The organism is uncultured Massilia sp. (assembly GCF_913773735.1).
GTDB lineage: Bacteria > Pseudomonadota > Gammaproteobacteria > Burkholderiales > Burkholderiaceae_D > Telluria.
In genome coordinates this window covers 259,666-278,071 of the sequence record NZ_CAJYEB010000010.1, presented here as the reverse complement: position 1 = coordinate 278,071, position 18,406 = coordinate 259,666, and the positions used below count along the sequence as shown (strand labels likewise).

General features: G+C 68.3%; 21 protein-coding genes, 1 tRNA gene and 1 riboswitch. Of the genes, 10 read left to right on the top strand and 12 right to left on the bottom strand.

From position 1 onward, the window contains the following. Positions 1-37: 37 nt before the first annotated feature. The 4 genes from QZ749_RS04630 to glyA form a co-directional block, all read right to left on the bottom strand. Positions 38-973 carry a PilW family protein gene (locus QZ749_RS04630; RefSeq protein WP_296943772.1) on the bottom strand — a complete coding sequence of 312 codons (936 nt, stop codon included), beginning with the start codon at positions 971-973 and terminating at the stop codon, positions 38-40. Next, positions 970-1,497, bottom strand: coding sequence for a type IV pilus modification protein PilV (gene pilV / locus QZ749_RS04625; protein ID WP_296943770.1), 528 nt, complete (start codon positions 1,495-1,497; stop codon positions 970-972). Before pilV ends, QZ749_RS04630 begins: the two co-directional genes overlap by 4 nt. A gap of 121 nt (positions 1,498-1,618) precedes the next feature. Further along, positions 1,619-2,077: a transcriptional regulator NrdR gene (gene nrdR, locus QZ749_RS04620; RefSeq protein WP_296943768.1), complete on the bottom strand. Its 459-nt coding sequence runs from the start codon at positions 2,075-2,077 to the stop codon at positions 1,619-1,621. Positions 2,078-2,194: 117 nt separating this feature from the next. Then, the gene (gene glyA / locus QZ749_RS04615) at positions 2,195-3,442 is read right to left on the bottom strand and encodes a serine hydroxymethyltransferase (RefSeq protein ID WP_296943766.1); all 1,248 of its coding nucleotides are present in this window, start codon (positions 3,440-3,442) and stop codon (positions 2,195-2,197) included. 115 nt (positions 3,443-3,557) lie between these two features. Continuing rightward, positions 3,558-3,686: riboswitch (ZMP/ZTP riboswitch) on the bottom strand. Positions 3,687-3,865: 179 nt separating this feature from the next. On the opposite strand from glyA, the gene QZ749_RS04610 reads away from it, so the two are divergent. From QZ749_RS04610 to QZ749_RS04570, 9 genes are all read left to right on the top strand, one after another. Beyond that, positions 3,866-4,612, top strand: coding sequence for an SDR family oxidoreductase (locus QZ749_RS04610; protein WP_296943764.1), 747 nt, complete (start codon positions 3,866-3,868; stop codon positions 4,610-4,612). Positions 4,613-4,855: 243 nt separating this feature from the next. Beyond that, positions 4,856-5,260, top strand: a complete 405-nt coding sequence (gene ybgC, locus QZ749_RS04605; protein WP_296943762.1) for a tol-pal system-associated acyl-CoA thioesterase — start codon at positions 4,856-4,858, stop codon at positions 5,258-5,260. Positions 5,261-5,286: 26 nt separating this feature from the next. Beyond that, complete coding sequence (gene tolQ, locus QZ749_RS04600; protein WP_296943760.1) at positions 5,287-5,970, top strand: protein TolQ; 684 nt, start codon at positions 5,287-5,289, stop codon at positions 5,968-5,970. Between the two features lie 21 nt (positions 5,971-5,991). Continuing rightward, positions 5,992-6,420: an ExbD/TolR family protein gene (locus tag QZ749_RS04595; RefSeq protein ID WP_296943759.1), complete on the top strand. Its 429-nt coding sequence runs from the start codon at positions 5,992-5,994 to the stop codon at positions 6,418-6,420. A 15-nt stretch (positions 6,421-6,435) separates the two neighbouring features. Then, positions 6,436-7,482 carry a cell envelope integrity protein TolA gene (tolA, locus tag QZ749_RS04590; RefSeq protein ID WP_296943756.1) on the top strand — a complete coding sequence of 349 codons (1,047 nt, stop codon included), beginning with the start codon at positions 6,436-6,438 and terminating at the stop codon, positions 7,480-7,482. A 36-nt stretch (positions 7,483-7,518) separates the two neighbouring features. Beyond that, positions 7,519-8,781, top strand: coding sequence for a Tol-Pal system beta propeller repeat protein TolB (tolB, locus tag QZ749_RS04585; RefSeq protein WP_296943754.1), 1,263 nt, complete (start codon positions 7,519-7,521; stop codon positions 8,779-8,781). Between the two features lie 26 nt (positions 8,782-8,807). Beyond that, positions 8,808-9,335, top strand: coding sequence for a peptidoglycan-associated lipoprotein Pal (gene pal, locus QZ749_RS04580; protein WP_296943751.1), 528 nt, complete (start codon positions 8,808-8,810; stop codon positions 9,333-9,335). A gap of 115 nt (positions 9,336-9,450) precedes the next feature. Further along, positions 9,451-10,212: a tol-pal system protein YbgF gene (ybgF, locus tag QZ749_RS04575; protein ID WP_296943867.1), complete on the top strand. Its 762-nt coding sequence runs from the start codon at positions 9,451-9,453 to the stop codon at positions 10,210-10,212. Between the two features lie 53 nt (positions 10,213-10,265). After that, positions 10,266-10,341, top strand: a tRNA-Lys gene (locus QZ749_RS04570). A 183-nt stretch (positions 10,342-10,524) separates the two neighbouring features. On the opposite strand, the gene QZ749_RS04565 is transcribed toward QZ749_RS04570, so the two are convergent. From QZ749_RS04565 to QZ749_RS04540, 6 genes are read right to left on the bottom strand one after another with little or no spacing between them, the layout of a single operon-like run. Then, positions 10,525-10,710: a hypothetical protein gene (locus QZ749_RS04565; protein ID WP_296943749.1), complete on the bottom strand. Its 186-nt coding sequence runs from the start codon at positions 10,708-10,710 to the stop codon at positions 10,525-10,527. Next, the gene (locus QZ749_RS04560; RefSeq protein WP_296943746.1) at positions 10,707-11,627 is read right to left on the bottom strand and encodes a hydroxymethylglutaryl-CoA lyase; all 921 of its coding nucleotides are present in this window, start codon (positions 11,625-11,627) and stop codon (positions 10,707-10,709) included. The genes QZ749_RS04565 and QZ749_RS04560 overlap by 4 nt, the downstream gene beginning before the upstream one ends. After that, positions 11,624-12,856, bottom strand: coding sequence for a CaiB/BaiF CoA-transferase family protein (locus tag QZ749_RS04555; RefSeq protein WP_296943743.1), 1,233 nt, complete (start codon positions 12,854-12,856; stop codon positions 11,624-11,626). Before QZ749_RS04555 ends, QZ749_RS04560 begins: the two co-directional genes overlap by 4 nt. Before the next feature lie 19 nt (positions 12,857-12,875). Continuing rightward, a complete protein-coding gene (gene dctP / locus QZ749_RS04550; RefSeq protein ID WP_296943740.1) occupies positions 12,876-13,934 on the bottom strand; it encodes a TRAP transporter substrate-binding protein DctP in 1,059 nt (352 codons plus the stop codon). A gap of 32 nt (positions 13,935-13,966) precedes the next feature. After that, positions 13,967-15,253 (bottom strand): TRAP transporter large permease, encoded by a 1,287-nt coding sequence (locus QZ749_RS04545; protein WP_296943738.1) that lies wholly within the window; start codon positions 15,251-15,253, stop codon positions 13,967-13,969. A 2-nt stretch (positions 15,254-15,255) separates the two neighbouring features. Beyond that, positions 15,256-15,798, bottom strand: coding sequence for a TRAP transporter small permease (locus QZ749_RS04540; protein WP_296943735.1), 543 nt, complete (start codon positions 15,796-15,798; stop codon positions 15,256-15,258). A 108-nt stretch (positions 15,799-15,906) separates the two neighbouring features. On the opposite strand from QZ749_RS04540, the gene QZ749_RS04535 reads away from it, so the two are divergent. After that, positions 15,907-16,809, top strand: coding sequence for a LysR substrate-binding domain-containing protein (locus tag QZ749_RS04535; protein ID WP_296943733.1), 903 nt, complete (start codon positions 15,907-15,909; stop codon positions 16,807-16,809). A 16-nt stretch (positions 16,810-16,825) separates the two neighbouring features. On the opposite strand, the gene QZ749_RS04530 is transcribed toward QZ749_RS04535, so the two are convergent. Beyond that, complete coding sequence (locus tag QZ749_RS04530; protein WP_296943731.1) at positions 16,826-18,019, bottom strand: DUF2325 domain-containing protein; 1,194 nt, start codon at positions 18,017-18,019, stop codon at positions 16,826-16,828. 10 nt (positions 18,020-18,029) lie between these two features. Next, on the bottom strand, positions 18,030-18,281 hold the full coding sequence (locus QZ749_RS04525) for a hypothetical protein (RefSeq protein WP_296943729.1): 252 nt from the start codon (positions 18,279-18,281) through the stop codon (positions 18,030-18,032). Between the last annotated feature and the right edge of the window lie 125 nt (positions 18,282-18,406).

Here is an 18,406-nt window from a genome sequence, read left to right as displayed (position 1 = left end):
CGCGGCGGGCGCGGCGGCGCAGAGGGAGGCGGGACGCTCATGGCAAGGCAGCCGGCAGCGCGACCGTCGTCGTGAACAGGCGCCGCTCGCGCCGCCGCAGGTCGGCCGGCATCGTCGCTTCGTGCAGCACCGTGCCGGCGTCGTCGTCGCCCTCGGCCCCGGCATGGGCGGCCCCGAACAGCGCGAAGTCGGCGCTGCCCGGCTGCGCGCGGGTGGCGCGCGCGCCGTGCAGCAGCAGCGCGACGCGCACGCTGGCGACGCGCTTCCACCAGGTGCGCCGGTTCAGGTCCTGCGCGTCGGCGGCCCCGAGGGCGTCGTCCAGCGCGCGGATCGCGGCGGCGTTCACGTAGCGGTTGGGCACGCCGTCGCGCGGTTCGTCGGTATCGATGCCGTACAGCAGCTGGAAGCCGTCGACGCCGGCCACGACGGCATCCGCGCTCCAGTTGGCCGCGCCGCGGTACTTGCAGCGCAGCTCCGCCTCGCCGTCGGCGTTGCGCGCCACGTGGAAGACGCTCCAGCCCTCCTCGCCCCGGGCGACCGTGAAGCCGGCGCAGCTGACGGTGCTGCCGTCGCCGTCCGGCGCCGGGCCGGCGCCGGGGAAGCGCACGGCCAGCACGTCGCTGCCGTTGGCGGCATCCGGCAGGGGCGCATCGATGCCGGGCGAGGTGCGGCCGACCGAGCTGGCGTCGAGTCCGGCGAGACGCGCCGGCAAGGTCTCCGGCGCGGCAGGACCCAGCAACGCCTCGGGATCGACGGCCGCGGCCTGGCGCAGCGCGCGCCCGACCAGTTCGAGGGCGTAGCGCCCGCCGTCGTCGACCGCCGCCATCTCCATCTGCGCCGCGTACGTGGCGTTGGCGTGCGCCAGCAGGCGGCCGGCGCCCAGCAGCACGCCCAGGCCGACGGCCAGCGCCACCAGCATCTCGACCAGCGTCATGCCGCCGGCGCGGCGCGCGGGCAGGCGCATGCGCGTCATGGCGCGGCTCCCGCCAGCACCAGCCTCAGCTTGGGAGCGACGCCGTCCCGGCCGCCGTCGCCGGCCTCGCGCCAGCCCAGGCGCGCGACCAGCGGCGCCCCGGGTCCGCCCGCGCAGGTCCAGCCGGGGGCGGCATCGGCGTCGCGGCAGACCTGGATGCGCCCGCCGGCATAGCGCGCCGCCACCGCCTGCGCCACCTCGAACAGGTCGAAGCGGGCCAGTTGCGCGGCATCGCAGGCGGCGCCGCCGTAGCACAGCGTGGCGGCCGGCGGCGGTCCCGCGGCGGCGTCATAGTCGAGTTCGAGGTAGGGATTGGCGGCGGCGTCCAGCGCCATCGCGGCGCGGTTGGCCTGCATGCGCTCGGCCAGCGCGGCCAGCAGCTGCGCGCCGTCCGCCAGGCGCGCCGCCTCCTGGCCCGTGCGCACGGCGAGCGTCTGCAACCCGGCCGCGCCGGCGATGCCCAGCGCGAGCACGAACAGGGCCACCAATACTTCCACCAGCGTGAAACCCTTGCTGCCAAGCATGCCTTGCCTCCCGCATCCGTTGCGCATGAGATGCGAAGGTAGCAGCGAGGCCAGGCTCGGCCATGCGCTCGCTCAAGCGTGCCGATGCAACCCGGATGGGGACGAGATGGACTAACGAACGTTACTTGCGCGGCTGCCCGACTTCCGCAATGGCTTCCTGGAATTCCGCCAGGTCGGCGAAGTTCTTGTACACGGAGGCAAAGCGGATGTAGGCGATTTCGTCGAGGCGCTTGAGTTCCTGCATCACCAGTTCGCCCACGTAGCCGGTATCGACTTCGCGGCGGCCGCTGGTGAGCAGCTTTTCCTCGATCGAGGCGACGGCGCGGTCGATGGCCTCGGCCGCCACGGGCCGCTTGCGCAGCGCCAGCATGAGGCTGCCGCGCAGCTTGGAGGATTCGAATTCGGTCCGGCTGCCGTTCTTCTTGACGATGATCGGCATCGACAGTTCGATGCGCTCGTAGGTGGTGAAGCGCTTGTCGCACTGCACGCAGCGGCGGCGGCGCTTGATGGCGTCCCCCACCTCCGATACGCGGGTATCGAGGACCTGGGTGTCGTCATGCTGACAGAACGGACATTTCATGGAGCGCCGATGCTACTGAGATAGTGCTGGATTACTAAAGAATACCGGCGCCCACGAGGAAGCGCCGGGAAGGCGCGGCGCCCGCGGGCGCCTCGCCGTATAGCTTAACGCAGAAGCTTACGCTTCGTAGACCGGATATTTGTCGGTCAGTTTCTTGACTTCGGCCTTCACGCGCTCGATGGTCGCGGCGTCGTGCGGGTTGTCCAGCACGTCGGCGATCAGGTTGCCCACCGTGGTCGCGTCCTCTTCCTTGAAGCCGCGGGTCGTGAAGGCCGGGCTGCCGAGGCGGATGCCCGAGGTCACGAACGGTTTCTGCGGGTCGTTCGGGATGCCGTTCTTGTTGCAGGTCATGTGTGCCTGGCCCAGGATGGCTTCCGCCTCCTTGCCGGTCAGGCCCTTCGAACGCAGGTCGACCAGCATGACGTGGGACTCGGTACGACCCGACACGATGCGCAGGCCGCGCGCGATCAGGGCGTCGGCCAGGGCCTTGGCGTTCTTGACCACCTGCTGCTGGTAGGCCTTGAATTCCGGCGACAGGGCTTCCTTGAACGCGACGGCCTTGCCGGCGATCACGTGCATCAGCGGACCGCCCTGGATGCCCGGGAAGATCGCCGAGTTGATGGCCTTCTCGTGCTCGGCCTTCATCAGGATGATGCCGCCGCGCGGGCCGCGCAGCGACTTGTGGGTGGTCGAGGTGACGAAGTCGGCGTACGGCACCGGGTTCGGGTATTCGCCGGCGGCGATCAGGCCGGCGTAGTGGGCCATGTCGACCATGAAGTACGCGCCGACTTCCTTGGCCACGCGGGCGAAGCGCTCGAAGTCGATGCGCAGGGCAAAGGCGGAGGCGCCGGCGATGATCAGCTTCGGCTTGTGCTCGCGCGCCAGGCGTTCCATGGCTTCGTAGTCGATGTCTTCCTGCTCGGTCAGGCCGTAGGAGATCACGTTGAACCACTTGCCCGACATGTTCAGGGCCATGCCGTGGGTCAGGTGGCCGCCTTCGGCCAGCGACATGCCCATGATGGTGTCGCCCGGCTTGAGCATGGCGAAGAACACGCCCTGGTTCGCCTGCGAGCCCGAGTTCGGCTGCACGTTGGCGGCTTCGGCGCCGAACAGTTCCTTGACGCGGTCGATCGCCAGCTGCTCGGCGACGTCGACGTATTCGCAGCCGCCGTAGTAGCGCTTGCCCGGATAGCCTTCGGCGTACTTGTTGGTCAGTTGCGAGCCCTGGGCCTGCATCACGGCCGGCGAGGTGTAGTTCTCGGATGCGATCAGCTCGATGTGGTCCTGCTGGCGCTTGTTTTCCTTCTGGATGGCATCCCACAGTTCCGGGTCAACCTTGGCGAGCGTGTGATCTTTTGCAAACATGAAAAACTCCAATCGATAAGAGAACCAGGCGACGGGCAGCGCTGAACGGGGCGGGACCGGCGGCAACGGGCCAGCCGGGGCGCCTCCTCATGCATCGCATGAACGCGTACCCATCGATGGCTGCCCAGGCGAACGGCATAAGACACCCCGCGTTCCCCGGTGGATGTCCACCTTCGCCGCACGCCGGCCGGTCGCTTGGGAAGCGGGCGCCGGTGCGCGGTTTTCGCCAGTTACGCGGGATGATAAGGAACTCCCGATTGTAAGGGATGACGCGGCCGGCAGGCAAGGAAACCGATGACGCCCTGGCAAGGCGCCGCGACCGGCGCCGGGCATGGCGCACTGGCGATCAGTTTCGACGATCAATTTCGGCTATCAATTTCGGCTACAATCCACGGGTTCAACTCCTTGCCCTGGATTCCCACCATGATCGTTTTCATCACCGGCGCATCGGCCGGCTTCGGCGCCGCGATGGCGCGCACCTTCGTCAAGAACGGCCACCAGGTAGTGCTGGCGGCGCGCCGCAAGGAGCGCCTGGACGCGCTGGCCAGGGAGCTGGGCGAATCCGCGCTGCCGATCGCGATGGACGTGACCGACAAGGACTCGATCGAGGAAGCGCTGTCGATGCTGCCGCAATCCTGGCGCCAGATCGACGTGCTGGTGAACAATGCCGGCCTGGCGCTGAACACCAGGCCCGCGCACGAAGTGCCGCTGGCCGACTGGGAAACCATGATCGACACCAACGTCAAGGGCCTGGTGACGATGACCCATGCGCTGCTGCCCGCCATGGTCGAGCGCGGCAGCGGCCTGATCATCAACCTCGGCTCGGTGGCCGGCCACTACCCCTACCCGGGCGGCAACGTGTACGGCGCCACCAAGGCCTTCGTCGAGCAGTTCACGCTGAACCTGCGCGCCGACCTGGTGGGCACCGGCGTGCGCGCCACCAACATCGCGCCGGGCCTGTGCGGCGGCACCGAGTTCTCCAACGTGCGCCTGAAGGGCGACGACGCCGCGGCCGCCAAGGTCTACGAGGGCACCCAGCCGCTGACCCCGGAGGACATCGCCGAGACCGCCTACTGGATCGCCACGCTGCCCGCGCACGTCAACGTCAACCTGATCGAGCTGATGCCGACCTGCCAGGGCTTCTCGCCGTTCAACGTCAAGCGCGGCTGAGCCGGCAGCGCGACGGGAGCGGCGCGCAAACAATTGTTTTCGATTTGTAACAGCTCCGTCGGGCCATGTGGAAAAATGATAGAGTTGCTGACTTAGCACAAGTAATCGTTAGATAAATCTTTCGATTGTTTGATCGCTTCGCCATGACTTAACCGGCTCATACCAATGTATATGTGTTTCAGCGTACATATGGATGAGTGAAATGGCGTAAAATGTCTTTCATTCTTAATCACGGCAGCTGAAATGCCTTCAGTTTTCACCTGGACCGTCCGGGTCTATTACGAAGATACGGACGCCGGCGGCATCGTGTATTACGCCAACTACCTGAAGTTCTTCGAACGCGCGCGCACCGAATGGCTGCGTTCGCTCGGCATTCACCAGCAGGACCTGCTCGCGAACGAACGCGTGGCCTTCGTGGTGCGCAGCGCGTCCGTCGACTACGTGGCGTCGGCGCGCCTGGACGACGAGGTCCGGCTGACGCTGGCCATCGGGAAGCTGGGCCGCGCGTCGGTCCAGTTCGTCCAGCAGGCCTGGCGTGGCGACACGCTGCTGGCGAGCGCGGACGTGAAGGTCGGCTGCGTGGACGCGGCGACCATGCGTCCCCGCCCCCTGCCCGACCTTGCCGCTGCTAAAATGCGTGCCGCCTGAATCCATCCATCCCTACGACCACAACGATGAGCGCAGCCCAAGACCTCTCCTTCATTGAACTGATCCGCAACGCGCACGTACTGGTGCAGCTGATCATGGCACTGCTGTTCGCCCTCTCGCTCACCAGCTGGACCTACATCTTCCGCAAGCTGTTCGCGATCCGCGCCGCGCGCCGCCTGACCGAGCAGTTCGAGCGCAGCTTCTGGGCCGGCGGCAACCTGCACACGCTGCACCAGAGCGCCAGCAGCCAGCGCGACCAGAGCGGTCCGCTGGCGCGCATCTTCGAGGCCGGCATGGGCGAGTTCATCAAGGGCAAGCAGGCCGCGCGCGACGCTCTCGACGGCAGCGCCGTGCTGGACGGCGCCCGCCGCGCCATGCGCGCCGCCTTCCAGCGCGAACTGGACCACCTCGACACGCACCTGAACTTCCTGGCCTCGGTCGGCTCGGTCTCGCCCTACATCGGCCTGCTGGGCACGGTCTGGGGCATCATGAACGCCTTCCGCGGCCTGGCCAACGTGCAGCAGGCCACGCTGGCCGCCGTCGCGCCCGGCATCGCCGAAGCGCTGATCGCGACCGCGATCGGCCTGTTCGCGGCGATCCCGGCGGTGGTGGCGTACAACCGCTTCACGCACGACATCGACCGCCTCGCGATCCGCTTCGAGAGCTTCGTCGAGGAATTCTCGAACATCCTGCAGCGCCAGTCGCGCTGACCGCCGCCCGGGAGCATTGCCATGGCCTTCAACAGCAGCATGCGCAGCACGCGCCGCAAGCTCAAAGCCGACATCAACGTCGTGCCGTACATCGACGTGATGCTGGTGCTGCTCATCATCTTCATGGTGACGCCGCCGGCCCAGAACCCCAGCGAGATCAAGCTGCCGAGCGCCGAGCGCTCGACCCAGCCGCCGGACGACTACATCACCATCGCCGTCAAGGACAAGGGCCAGCTGGCGATCGGCGTCAACGGCAAGACGCCGCAGGGCCTCGAGGACGTGTCGAACCGCGCCGCGCTGGTGCAGCGCCTGGCCGCGATCCACGCCGAGCATCCGGACTATCCGGTCCTGATCTCGGGCGACCGCGACAGCAAGTACGACGACGTGATCCAGCTGATCTCGGAAGCCAAGAAGATGGGCATCACGCGCGTCGGCCTGGCCACCAAGTGACGATGAACTGAACCGATGGCAGCAACGAAGCCCCACCGCACCGACACGGACGGCCCGCATTACCGGGTCCCGCCCGAACCGAACCGCTGGCCCGCGATCGGCCTGGCGGTGGGCGTGCACGCCCTGCTGCTGGCCTTCCTCATGATCGGCGTGAGCTGGCAAAACAATACGCCGGTCGCCGTCGAGGCCGAGATCTGGGACGTCCAGACCCAGGTCGCCGCCCCGCCGCCCCCGCCGCCGCAACCCGAACCGGAACCGGAGCCGGAACCCGAGACGCCGCCGGCACCGGCGCCGGCCCCGCGCGCCGTGGAACCGCCGCCGCCGGTCGAACGCCCGGCCCCGCCCAAGCAGCCCGACATCGCCCTCGAACGCGAGAAGAAGCGCCAGGAAGAACTGAAGCGCAAGGAAGAGGCGCGCCAGGAACGCGAGCGCGAGCTGGCCGAGCAGAAGCGCGCGGAAGACAGGAAAGCGAAGGAGCTCGAGGCGAAGAAGGAACGCGAGCTCGCCGAGAAGAAAGAGAAAGCGCTGGCCGAGAAGAAGGAAAAGGAACTGGCCGAGAAGAAGGCGCGCGAGGACGCCGAGAAGAAGGAAGCCGAGCAGAAGAAGAAAGAGGACGCCGAGAAGAAGAAAAAGGCCGAGGCCGAGAAGAAGAAGCAGGAAGCGGCGGACCAGAAGAAACGCGAGGCCGCGCGCGCCGACGAAATGAAACGCATGATGGCCGCGGCCGCCGGCACCGGCACCAGCAGCAACGGCACGGCCGCCCAGTCGAGCGCGCCGGGCCGCGACAAGGGCTATGTCGCCGCCATCACGGCCAAGGTCAAGGGCAATACCTCGTACCCGGGCAGCACCGACGAGCCGGGCAATCCGACGGCCTCGTTCCGCGTCGAGCAGTTGCCTACCGGCGAGATCATTTCGGTCCGCAAGATCAAGAGCAGCGGCATCCCGGCGTTCGACGACGCGGTGGAAAAAGGCATCACCAAATCGTCCCCACTGCCAAAGAAGAAAGATGGTACGGTAGAGCGTTCCCTCGTGATCGACTTCCATATGAAGGATCTGCAGTGATCGCGTCCCGAGCCAAACCATAGCGTTGAGACATTTATGAAGAAACTACATACCCTGCTGTTTTCCGCCACCCTGCTGATGGGCGTGGCTGCACATGCCCAGCTGCGCGTCGAGATCGCCGGCGTGGGCAGCAACCAGATCCCGGTCGCCGTCGCGGCCTTCGCCGACGAATCGGTGGCGCCGGAACAGGTGTCCGCCATCATCCGCGCCGACCTCGAACGCAGCGGCGTGTTCAAGGTCATCGACGCGCGCCAGCCGATCTCGGACAGCGCCAGCGTCGACCTGGCCGCGTTCAAGGCCAGCGGCGCCGACGCCCTCGTCGTGGGCTCGGTGCAGAAGATGCCGGACGGCCGCTTCCAGGTCCGCTACAAGCTGCTCGACACCGTCAAGCAGGCCCAGATCTCGCAGCTGGCCGACGCCGTCAGCGCGCGCAACACGCGTCTCGAGGCGCACCGCATCGCCGACGACGTCTACGAAAAGCTCACCGGCGTGCGCGGCATCTTCTCGACCCGCGTCACCTACGTGCGCCAGGACGGTCCGCGCGACTACAAGCTGGTCGTGTCGGACGCCGACGGCTTCGGCGAACAGGTGGCGGCGCACGGCAAGGAACCGATCATCTCGCCGTCGTGGTCGCCGGACGGCACCAAGGTGGCCTACGTCTCGTTCGAGCTGCGCAAGCCCGTGATCTACGTGCAGAACCTGGTCACCGGCCAGCGCACGATCGTGGCCAACGAAAAGGGCAACAACTCGGCGCCGGCCTGGTCGCCGGACGGCACCAAGCTGGCGCTGGCGCTGTCGCGCACCGGCAATACCCAGGTGTTCATCGTGAACGCGGACGGCAGCGGCATGCGCCGCCTGACCACCAGCAACGGCATCGATACCGAACCGCGCTTCTCGGCCGACGGCCAGAGCGTCTATTTCACCAGCGACCGCAGCGGCGGTCCGCAGATCTACAAGATGGGCGTGAACGGTGGCCAGGCCACCCGCGTCACGTTCAATGGCAACTACAACATCAGCCCTCGAGTATCCCCGGACGGCAAGACGCTGGCGTGGATTTCGCAACGCGAAGGGGGTTTTTCCCTGTATGCGATGGACCTGGCCAGCGGCCAGGAACAGCGCTTGGCCGAAGGGGCCACCGAACCGAGTTTTTCGCCGAACGGCAAATACATCATGTATGCAACCAGGGGCGGCGGCCGTACCGCGCTGGCCGTGGTGTCGGTCGACGGGCGCATCAAGCAACGCTTGAGCACCCAGGCGGGGAACATTCGGGAGCCCAGCTGGGGCCCGTTTATGAAGTAAAAATTTTTTGACCAGGAGAAAAACCCATGCGCAATCTGAAAAGTGTAGCCCTCATCGCGTCGGTCGCGGCCGTCCTGTCGGCCTGCTCGTCGCCCAAACTGCAAGAAGCCCCGGTGGTCGAGCAGCCGCCGGTCGCCCAGACCCCGCCGCCGGCCGACACCAGCCGTGACATCCGTCCGGTCGAGACCGGCACCGTCGATCCGCTGAACGACCCGAAAGGCGTCCTGGCGAACCGCAGCGTGTACTTCGACTTCGACAGCTACGTCGTCCGTGCCGACGGCAAGCCGGTCGTCGAGAACCACTCGGCCTACCTGACCAAGAACACCGGCCGCAAGGTCCTGATCCAGGGCAACACCGACGAACGCGGCGGCACCGAGTACAACCTGGCCCTGGGCCAGAAGCGCGCCGAAGCCGTGCGCAAGTCGATGACCGCCCTGGGCGTGTCGGACAGCCAGCTGGAAGCCGTTTCGCTGGGCAAGGAAAAGCCGAAGGCAACCGGCCACGACGAAGCCGCCTGGGCTGAAAACCGCCGCGCCGACATCGTCTACCAATAATCTGGCGCTGTCGCCGGCGTCGCTCGACGCTTGATTGACAGCGGGGCGGGATGCAGTGCAGACTGCATCCCGCCCCGTTTCCATCTGGATTTACCGGTTTTAGAAAGAGTCAATGATGATCAAACTGCCACAGCTCCGCCTTGCCGCCGCCGCCCTCGCGCTGGCCGCCTGGTTCCCCCTGCACGCGAACGCCGGCCTGCTCGACGACGACGAAGCCCGCCGCGCGATCCTCGACCTGCGCGCCAAGGTCGAAGCCCTGGCACGCGACGTCAACGCCCGCATCGACACCAAGGCGGACAAGAGCGCCACGCTGGACATGCTGAACCAGCACGAGCAGACGATGCAGGAAATCGCCCGCCTGCGCGGCCAGATCGAGGTGCTGGCCAACCAGATCGCCGTCTCGCAGAAGAACCAGAAAGACCTGTACGCCGACCTCGACGCCCGCATGCGCAAGCTCGAGCCGCGCCAGGAAGTGATCGACGGCCAGGCCGCGCAAGTGCTGCCGAGCGAAAAGAGCGCCTACGACGCCGCCATGGAACTGTTCAAGGGCGGCGACTACAAGGGTGCCGCCAGCGCCTTGCAGGGCTTCGTGCGCCAGTACCCGGAATCGGCCTACGCCGCCAACGCCCAGTACTGGCTCGGCAACGCCTACTACGCCCAGCGCGACTACAAGAACGCGATCGCCGCCCAGGAAGCCGTCGTCGCCAACTACGGCACCAGCGCCAAGGCCCCGGACGCGATGCTCAACATCGCCAGCAGCTACACGGAAATGAAGGACGCCAAGAACGCCAAGAAGACCCTGCAGGCGCTGCTGAAGAAATTCCCGGACAGCGCGGCCGGCCAGACGGCCAAGGATCGCCTGGCGGCGCTGAAGTGATCCTGATGAGCGTTTGACAGCGCTCGCGATCCCTCCTATAATCTTGCTTCTTCGGGTCGTTAGCTCAGTTGGTAGAGCAGCGGACTTTTAATCCGTTGGTCGCTGGTTCGAGCCCAGCACGGCCTACCAGAATACAGCAGCAGCAAATGAAGGCGTGACGAGCGATCGTGACGCCTTTTTTGTTCTGGCGCCGCCGCGCACCGCAAGTTGTCCCTCCCACATCCCTCCCGCGCATGCCCTGGCTTCGCCGCCAGCCCGCGATGCATCACGCGCGGCGCCGTCGCACGCGCCGGGCAGCTTGACCGCAACGGTCTATCGCACTGCCTCCCGGGGGATCACCACGCCGGCCGGCGACGTCACCCGCCGCGACGCCGCTGCAGCGAGATCGGGAATGCCGCCGGACATGAAGAACTTCGCGTACCGGATCGCGCGGCAGGCCGAGGGCGCTCCGTCCGCGCGCGTCGCGCCACCGGTGGCCGCGTGGGCCCGGGCGCTCATGCCGCCCTCCTCGCCGCCAGCGCCCGCGCCACCCGCGACTGCGACGGCCGCCCCAGGTGGCGCGAGATGTCGTCGCCGACGGCGCGCAGCTTGTCCAGGTCGACGCCGGTGGCGATGCCCATCCCGTGCAGCATGTAGACGACGTCCTCGGTCGCCACGTTGCCGGTGGCGCCGGGCGCGTACGGGCAGCCGCCCAGGCCCGCCACCGAGGCGTCGAACACCGTCATGCCGGCCTGCAGCGCCGCGTGGATGTTCGCCAGCGCCTGGCCATAGGTATCGTGGAAATGGCCGGCCAGCCGGCCGATGCCGACCTCGCCCGCCACCAGCTCGACCATGTCGCGCGTGGCGCCGGGTGTGCCGGTGCCGATGGTGTCGCCCAGCGAGATTTCGTAACAGCCCAGGTCGGCCAGCGCGCGCGCCAGCCGCGCCACGACCGAGGGCGCGACGTGGCCCTCGAACGGGCAGCCCAGCACGCACGAGATGTAGCCGCGCACCCGCACGCCCTGCGCCAGCGCCGCCGCGGCGACCGCCGCCACGCGCTCCAGGCTCGCGGCGATCGTGCAGTTCAGGTTCGCGCGCGAAAAGGCTTCCGAGGCCGAGATGAAGACCGCGATCTCGCTCACGCCGGCCTGGCGCGCCTGTTCCCAGCCCTTCAGGTTCGGCACCAGCACCGGATAGGCGACGTCCGCCCGGCGCCGCAGCAGGCGCATCACGTCGGCGTGGTCGGCCATCTGCGGCACCGCGCGCGGCGAGACGAAGCTGGTGGCTTCGATGGTGGTCAGGCCCGTGTCGCCGAGCCGCTCGATCAGCGCGACCTTGACCGCGGTGGGGACCGGCGTCTTCTCGGCCTGCAGGCCGTCGCGCGGGCCGACTTCCACCAGCCTGACGGCGGCCGGCATCCGTCCTTGGCCTTTCATGCGGCCCTCGCCACGGCCGGCGGCGCCGAGATGCGCTGGTCGAACAAGCGGCCGATCTCGTCCGCGCTGTAGCCGGCTTCGGCCAGCACCTCGGCGCTGTGCTCGCCCAGCTGCGGCGCCAGGCGGCGCACGTCGGGCGCCGTGCCCGACCAGCGGCTCGGGATGTCCATCATGCGGATCGTCCCTTCGCTGGGATGCTCCACCTGCTTGAAGAAATCGTTGGCCGCCAGGTGCTCGTCTTCCAGCAGCGATTCGATCGTGTGCATGCGCGCGACGGGGATGTCGGCCGCCTTCAGGCGCGCCAGCCAGTCGGCGGTGGTGCCGCCGGCGAGCGCGCGCGCGACGATCCCGTACAACTCGCCGATGTGGGCGGTGCGGCCCGCCATCGTGGCGAAGCGCGGATCGGCGGCCAGCTCGCCGCCGAGGCCCGCCAGCGCGAAGAACGCCTGCCACTGGCGGTCCGTGTAGGGCAGCACGCACAGGTAACCGTCGCTGGTGGCGAACGGCCGGCGCTCCGGCGCCATCAGGCGCGCATAGCCGGTGCCGCCGATGGCGGGCACGAAGGTCTCGCCGTACAGGTTGTCGCCCGCCATGAACTGGGCCATGGTCTCGAACATCGGGATGTCGATCTCCTGCCCCTGCCCGCTGCGCTCGCGGTGGTACAGGGCGGCGCTGATGACGCCCACCGCGTACAGGCCCACCGTGCGGTCGCAGATGTTGGCGGGCACGTAGGCCGGCGCATTGCCGGTCGAGCGGCCGAGCATGGCGGGGAAGCCCGACAGGCCCTGGATCAGGTCGTCGTAGGCCGGGTCCTTCGCATAGGCGCCGTCGCGCCCGAAGCCGAACATGCCGGCATAGATGATGTTCGGGTTGACCGCGCGCACGTCCGCGTAGCCGAGGCCGAGCCGCTCCATCGCCTGCGGCCGCACGTTGTAGGCGACGACGTCGGCCGTGGCGCACAGGCGCAGGAGCGCGGCGCGTCCCGGCGCGGTCTTGAGGTCGAGCACCACGCTGCGCTTGTTGCGGTTCACGTGCAGGAACAGCGCGCCCATGCCCTTGTGGCGTGCCGGCCCGGCGTAGCGGAAGGCGTCGCCGCCGGGCGACTCCACCTTGATGACGTCGGCGCCCATGTCGCCCAGGATCTGGGTGGCGTAGGGCCCCATCAGCACGGTCGTCAGATCGACGATGCGCACGCCGGCCAGCGGCCCGGAAGAAGTGTTGGCGCTCATGATGCTTGCATGGTCCTCGTCATTTGGCGCTGGACAGGGCCTGGCGCACCGCGTTCAGCGTCGGCGTGCCCGGCTTGCCGCGGCGGTCCAGGCTCGCGGCCCAGTCGGTCGCGACGCGCGCGAAGATGGCGGACAAGGCCTGGTCGTCGGCGGCGCCCAGTTCCAGCGGTTTCATGCCCAGGGCCGTGGTCTTCTTGAACGCCTCGCTCTCGGCCGTCTTGAAGCGGGTGCAGGCCGACAGCGAGACTTCCTGGCCGGCCTTCATGAGGATCGCGCGCGTCGCCTGCGGCAGCTGCTGCCACTTCATCGCGCCGATCGAATAGGTCAGCACCACGGTGCCGAAGTTTTCCTTGTAGGTGCCGGTCTTGATCTTGTTGGCGAAGCCGTAGGAGTTCGCGCTCTGGTACGGGAAGATGGCGCCGTCGACGGTGCCGCGGCTCAGGCTTTCGTAGACTTCGGGCGGCGTCATGCGCACCGGGACCATGTCCAGGCTCTTGACCATGAAGTCCATCGCGCCGCCGGCCGAGCGCACCTTCAGGCCGGACAGGTCCTTCAGCGTGGCGACCTTCTTGCCGCTGGCCAGCAGGATCTGGTACGGCGGCAGGACCATCGTCAGCAGCGGCACGACGCGGTTCGGCGCGAACTCGTTCTTCTCCAGGTAGCCGCCGTCGTGCGTCAGCGCCCACAGCGCGCGCGCGCCCTGGCAGTCGTCGGCGATCATGCCCGGCAGCTCCAGCGCGGACGACAGCGGCATCTTGTCCGACTGGTAGGACGGGCCGATGTAGCCGATGTCGGCCACGCCCGCCTGCGTCAGCATCAGGAGGTCCTTGGCCTTGCCCAGCTGCTCTCCCGGGAAGTGCTGCAGCTTGATTCTCCCCTGCGACATGCGCGCCACCGCGTCCAGGAAGGGCTTGGTGGCGATCTGGTGGATGATGTGGCCGCTGGGCAGGCTGTCGGCCACGCGCAGCGTGACGTCCTGCGCCATGGCCGGCGCGGCCGCCATCATGGCGGCGACGGTGGCGGCGGCGAGCATGGCGCCCCTGCGGCGCGCGGCGATGGTGGTGTGTCGAGGATGCATGTCGGTCTCCTGGTAGCGTATCGTTGTCGGTGTCATTTCATCAGCGAGGGCAGCCACAGCGTCAGTTGCGGGAAGAGCAGGAACACCGCGATGATCAGGATGTGGGCGCCGAAGTGCGGCCAGATGCCCTGGAAGACTTCGCCGATCGGCCGGTTGGCGTAGCGCGCGACGATGAAGCAGTTCAGGCCCACCGGCGGCGTGATCATCCCCACTTCGGCCGTGACGATCTTGACGACGCCGAACCAGATCGGGTCGAAGCCGAGCGAGACGATGACCGGGATGACGACGGGCACGGTCAGCACCAGGATCGCGATCTGGTCCATGAAGGCGCCCAGCACGATGTACATCAGCAGGATGCAGACGATGATCACCCAGCGCGAGGTGTCCAGGGCGCCGACCCACAGCACGATGTCCTGGGTGACGTGGGTCATGGCGAAGAAGTAGCCGAAGATCTGTGCGCCCATGATGATGGTGGCGATCATGCAGGAGCTGACGGCGGCGCGCAGCGCGGCCTGGCGGATCACGGCCGGCTTGAAGCCGCGCTTCCAGACGCTGAGCAGGAAGGCGCCGAACGCGCCGATCGCCGAGGCCTCGGTGGGCGTGGCCACGCCGGTGTAGATCACGCCGGTCACCACCAGCATCAGCGCCAGCATCGGCCAGATCACGCGCAGGCGATGGAAGCGTTCGCGCAGGCCCACGCGGGCGCTGGCCGGCGCCGATTGCGGGTCGAACACGGCCAGCAGGTACACCGTCGCCATGATGGTCAGCATGACCAGGAAGGCCGGGATCAGGCCCGCCACCAGCAGCTTGCCGATGTTCACCTCGGCCAGCAGGCCGAAGATCACCAGCGCCACCGCCGGCGGGATCAGCATCGACAGCGTGCCCGAGATGGCGACCACGCCGGCCGCCATCTTCGGCTCGTAGCCCTGCTTGAGCATCGCCGGCAGGCTGGTGGCGGACAACGCCGCCGCGGACGCCGTGCTGGTGCCGCACATGGCGCCGAAGCCGGCGCCGGTCAGCGCCGTCGCCATGCCCAGGCCCCCGCGGATGTGGCCGATCCAGGCCGCGGCGGCGCGGAACAGGTCGTCGGCGATGCCGCTGGCCATGACGAATTCCGCCATCAGCAGGAACATCGGCACCGTCACCAGCTCGTAGGCGCTGACGGTGGACAGCGGCGCCGTCTGCAGCACGCCCAGCAGCATGTCGAGGCCGCCCAGCGCGAACAGGCCGATGGCGCCGGCGGCGGCCATCGTGAAGCCGACCGGCACGCCGAGCGCCAGCAGCACGAACATCAGGACGAGAACGAGTGCGGACGTCATGCTCACTCCCCCCCGGCGTGGCCGTGCGCCGCCGGCGGCGCGACGACGTCGGTGCCGGTCGCCAGGCTGGCGAGGTTGCCCACCAGGCGCAGCGCCAGGCGCAGCACCAGCACGCCGCTGCCCAGCGCCATCAGCGCGGCGCCGACCCAGGTCGGCCAGGCGATCAGGCCCGACATGGCGTCGCCGTTTTCCCAGTTGGTCCAGGCGCGGCCGGCGCCGGCGCGGCAGATCAGGCCGAACAGCGGCAGCGCGACCAGGCAGGCCAGGCATTCGGCGTAGCGGCGGCCCGTGTCGGACAGCTTCTGCACGACGATGTCCACGCCGACGTGCGCCTGCGCCGCATGGGCGAACGACAGCGACAGGAAGAACAGGCCCGCCATCAGGTACAGGTTGATCAGGTCGTAGGCCCAGCGCAGCGGGCTGTTGAAGAGGTAGCGGCCGATCACGTCCGCGAACACGATCAGCATGATGGCCAGGATCAGCAGCCCGGCAATCCATTGGCACACGGCCTCGATGCGCTGGAGCCAGCGCTCAAGCATTTGCATGGTATCTCCTTAATAATTTTATGAAACTTTTGTAAGGTAAATTCTAGAGAGTAAGCGATATATGGGACAATATGATTTATGTTGTTTTTCATATGAAATATCATATCAATGATCTCGTCCCGCCTGCTCGCGCAATTCATCGCCGTCGCCGAGGAACTGCACTTCGGCCGCGCGGCGCTGCGCCTGCACATGTCGCAGCCGCCGTTGAGCCAGGCGATCCAGCGGCTGGAAGAGCACATCGGCGTGGCGCTGTTCGACCGCGCGAACCGGACCATCGCCCTGACCGACGCCGGCCGCGTGTTCCTCAAGGAGGCCCGGCGCCTGGAAGACCAGCAGGCGCAGGCGGTCGCGCACACGCGCCAGGCCGCGGCGGGGCTGATGGGAACGATCGTGCTGGGATTCGTGGGATCGGTCAGCTACGGGCTGCTGCCGGAACTGCTGACGCAGTTCCGCAAGCACCATGCGGACGTGGCGTTCGACCTGCGCGAGGCGACGTCGGTCGAACAGATCGAGGACCTGAAGGCGCGCCGGATCGACCTGGGCATCGTGCGCCTGCCGCTGGGCGGCGCCAACGACCTGGAAATGCGCGTGATCAAGCGCGAGCGGATGATCGCCGTGCTGCCGCGCGCGCATCCGCTCGCGGCCCTGCCGGCGATTCCGCTGGCCAGCCTGGCCGGCGAGACCTTCATGATGTTCCCCGCCGACCGCGTGTTCAGCCTGCACGCCAAGACCCTGATGGCCTGCCAGGCCGCGGGCTTCAGCCCGCGCCTGGGCATGAGCGCCTGGCAGATGCCGACGATGGTGAGCCTGATCGCGGCGGGCGTGGGCATCGCGCTGCTGCCGTCGCAGATCGTCAACATCGCGCACCCCGGCGTGATCTACCGGGAGCTCGAGGACCGCATGGAACACCTGGAACTGGAGATCGCGCTGGCGTGGCGGCGCGACGACCGCTCGCGCCTGCGCGAGGCGTTCGTGGACGCGGCCACCGCGTATTTCGGCGCCGGGACGTGAACGGCGCCGGCCCCGTTCAGTCCAGCGCCGGCGCCGCCTCGGCCACCTTGCGCAGGCAGGACGAGAGGCTCGACGTGCTCGGGTTGTCGACGAACAGGCAGCGCTTGCCGGTGCGCTTGCAGAAGTCCTTCACGCGCCAGTAGGCCTGGTGGCTGATGCAGCCGGTCTGGCAGATCACCAGGTCGGCCGCGGCCAGGCTCGTGTCCAGCAGTTCGCTGGCCTGCTCGATGCCGCCGTCGTGGTGCATGAAGCGGGCGCCCTCCTTTTCCAGCAGTTCGCGGTAGTTCGGCACGTTGGCGCTGCGCCCGCCCACGCACAGCACCGTCTTGTCGGCCAGCGCGATCGGCACCACCACGGGGGTGCGCGGCGCCGCCGGTGCGGGCGGCGGCGGCGGGTGGGCCGCCGCTTCCTGGCGTGCGCGCGCCGCGCGCTGGCGCAGCTGCGCCAGCCTGTCGGCCAGCGCCCGTTCGCGCGCTTCCAGTTCCTCGACCCGGCGCAGCAGGCGCTCGCGGTCGCGCATGTCGGGCAGCGCGGCTTCCAGCGCGTCGCGCTGGCGCCGCAGCGCCTCGATCGCGGTGTCGCGCTGGGCCAGTTCGGCGCGCAGCTGCGCCGCCTGCTCGGTCGTGCGCGCGGCGTCCTTCGCGCGCGCCTCGGCGGCGCGCGCGGCCTTGTCGCGGGTCTGCTCGAGTTCCGCCGCCAGCAGCGCGTTCTGGCGCTGCAGCTCGGCGAAGCGGCCGATGTCGACGCGCACGCTGGCGCCGGCCTGGTGCTGGATCATGTGCATGTCGCGCACGATCGACTCGGTCATCCAGGCGTCGCAGCGCGGGTGGCTGAGCGCGGCCCAGAAGGCGCCGGCCGTGTCGCCGCTGTCCATCGCGCGGCGCCACAGCGCCAGCAGCGCGTCGCCGTCGCGCGCGCCCTTGAACTGGCGGATCACGCCGGCGAAGCGCTCGTCCAGCGTGCGCTGCAGCAGGTCGGCCATGCGGCTGCGGTTGCCGCATTCGTGCACGGACCAGACGTGCAGGTCGTAGTCGTCGCCCTGCACCGGCGTCGCCGCGGCCTTGCCCACCAGCTTGCGCAGCAGCGCCAGCGGCAGGCACACGCCGATGATCGGGCAGTGGCAGTTGGTCGGCAGTTCCCACAGGCGGCGGCGGCGCGAGCCGCAGGCGTCGTCGTGGCGGGCGGAGGGAGAACGGGCGTGGTCGCACATGGTCGGCTCCTCAGTGCAGCGCGCGGTCCGGGAGGCGCCCGGCGTGGTCGTCACGGTGTGACACGATGGCGCCGTCGCTGGCCACGGCCAGCGCGGCGGGCCCCACCAGCGCGGCCAGGTCCTGGAACGTCGCGCGCGTCAGGCGCAGGGACATCTGCGCCATCGCGACGTGGACCGTGCCGCACGCGGCGCAGGTGGTCACCTTGCCGGCGCCGGTGGCGGCCAGGACGATGCAGCGGCAGGCGGAATCGGAAATGGTCATGGCAGGGATCGGGTGGCTGTCGGAACAACCACTGTAGCGCATCGTTCGCGCTTTGTAAATGAGAATCATTATCAAGAAAAATCCGCAAAACCACGCCCCCGCGGCGATACGTCTTGCTCGGGCTC

Excerpts from the sequence above, each read along its gene's own strand:
- pal (WP_296943751.1), top strand. The coding sequence starts at position 8,808 with ATGCGCAATCTGAAAAGTGTAGCCCTCATCGCGTCGGTCGCGGCCGTC.
- QZ749_RS04545 (WP_296943738.1), bottom strand. The coding sequence starts at position 15,253 with ATGACGTCCGCACTCGTTCTCGTCCTGATGTTCGTGCTGCTGGCGCTC.
- glyA (WP_296943766.1), bottom strand. The coding sequence starts at position 3,442 with ATGTTTGCAAAAGATCACACGCTCGCCAAGGTTGACCCGGAACTGTGG.
- tolA (WP_296943756.1), top strand. The coding sequence starts at position 6,436 with ATGGCAGCAACGAAGCCCCACCGCACCGACACGGACGGCCCGCATTAC.
- dctP (WP_296943740.1), bottom strand. The coding sequence starts at position 13,934 with ATGCATCCTCGACACACCACCATCGCCGCGCGCCGCAGGGGCGCCATG.
- QZ749_RS04565 (WP_296943749.1), bottom strand. The coding sequence starts at position 10,710 with ATGAGCGCCCGGGCCCACGCGGCCACCGGTGGCGCGACGCGCGCGGAC.
- tolB (WP_296943754.1), top strand. The coding sequence starts at position 7,519 with ATGAAGAAACTACATACCCTGCTGTTTTCCGCCACCCTGCTGATGGGC.
- QZ749_RS04630 (WP_296943772.1), bottom strand. The coding sequence starts at position 973 with ATGACGCGCATGCGCCTGCCCGCGCGCCGCGCCGGCGGCATGACGCTG.
- QZ749_RS04535 (WP_296943733.1), top strand. The coding sequence starts at position 15,907 with ATGATCTCGTCCCGCCTGCTCGCGCAATTCATCGCCGTCGCCGAGGAA.
- ybgC (WP_296943762.1), top strand. The coding sequence starts at position 4,856 with ATGCCTTCAGTTTTCACCTGGACCGTCCGGGTCTATTACGAAGATACG.
- QZ749_RS04530 (WP_296943731.1), bottom strand. The coding sequence starts at position 18,019 with ATGTGCGACCACGCCCGTTCTCCCTCCGCCCGCCACGACGACGCCTGC.
- QZ749_RS04560 (WP_296943746.1), bottom strand. The coding sequence starts at position 11,627 with ATGAAAGGCCAAGGACGGATGCCGGCCGCCGTCAGGCTGGTGGAAGTC.
- QZ749_RS04595 (WP_296943759.1), top strand. The coding sequence starts at position 5,992 with ATGGCCTTCAACAGCAGCATGCGCAGCACGCGCCGCAAGCTCAAAGCC.
- QZ749_RS04610 (WP_296943764.1), top strand. The coding sequence starts at position 3,866 with ATGATCGTTTTCATCACCGGCGCATCGGCCGGCTTCGGCGCCGCGATG.
- QZ749_RS04525 (WP_296943729.1), bottom strand. The coding sequence starts at position 18,281 with ATGACCATTTCCGATTCCGCCTGCCGCTGCATCGTCCTGGCCGCCACC.
- QZ749_RS04540 (WP_296943735.1), bottom strand. The coding sequence starts at position 15,798 with ATGCAAATGCTTGAGCGCTGGCTCCAGCGCATCGAGGCCGTGTGCCAA.
- ybgF (WP_296943867.1), top strand. The coding sequence starts at position 9,451 with ATGATCAAACTGCCACAGCTCCGCCTTGCCGCCGCCGCCCTCGCGCTG.
- pilV (WP_296943770.1), bottom strand. The coding sequence starts at position 1,497 with ATGCTTGGCAGCAAGGGTTTCACGCTGGTGGAAGTATTGGTGGCCCTG.
- nrdR (WP_296943768.1), bottom strand. The coding sequence starts at position 2,077 with ATGAAATGTCCGTTCTGTCAGCATGACGACACCCAGGTCCTCGATACC.
- QZ749_RS04555 (WP_296943743.1), bottom strand. The coding sequence starts at position 12,856 with ATGAGCGCCAACACTTCTTCCGGGCCGCTGGCCGGCGTGCGCATCGTC.
- tolQ (WP_296943760.1), top strand. The coding sequence starts at position 5,287 with ATGAGCGCAGCCCAAGACCTCTCCTTCATTGAACTGATCCGCAACGCG.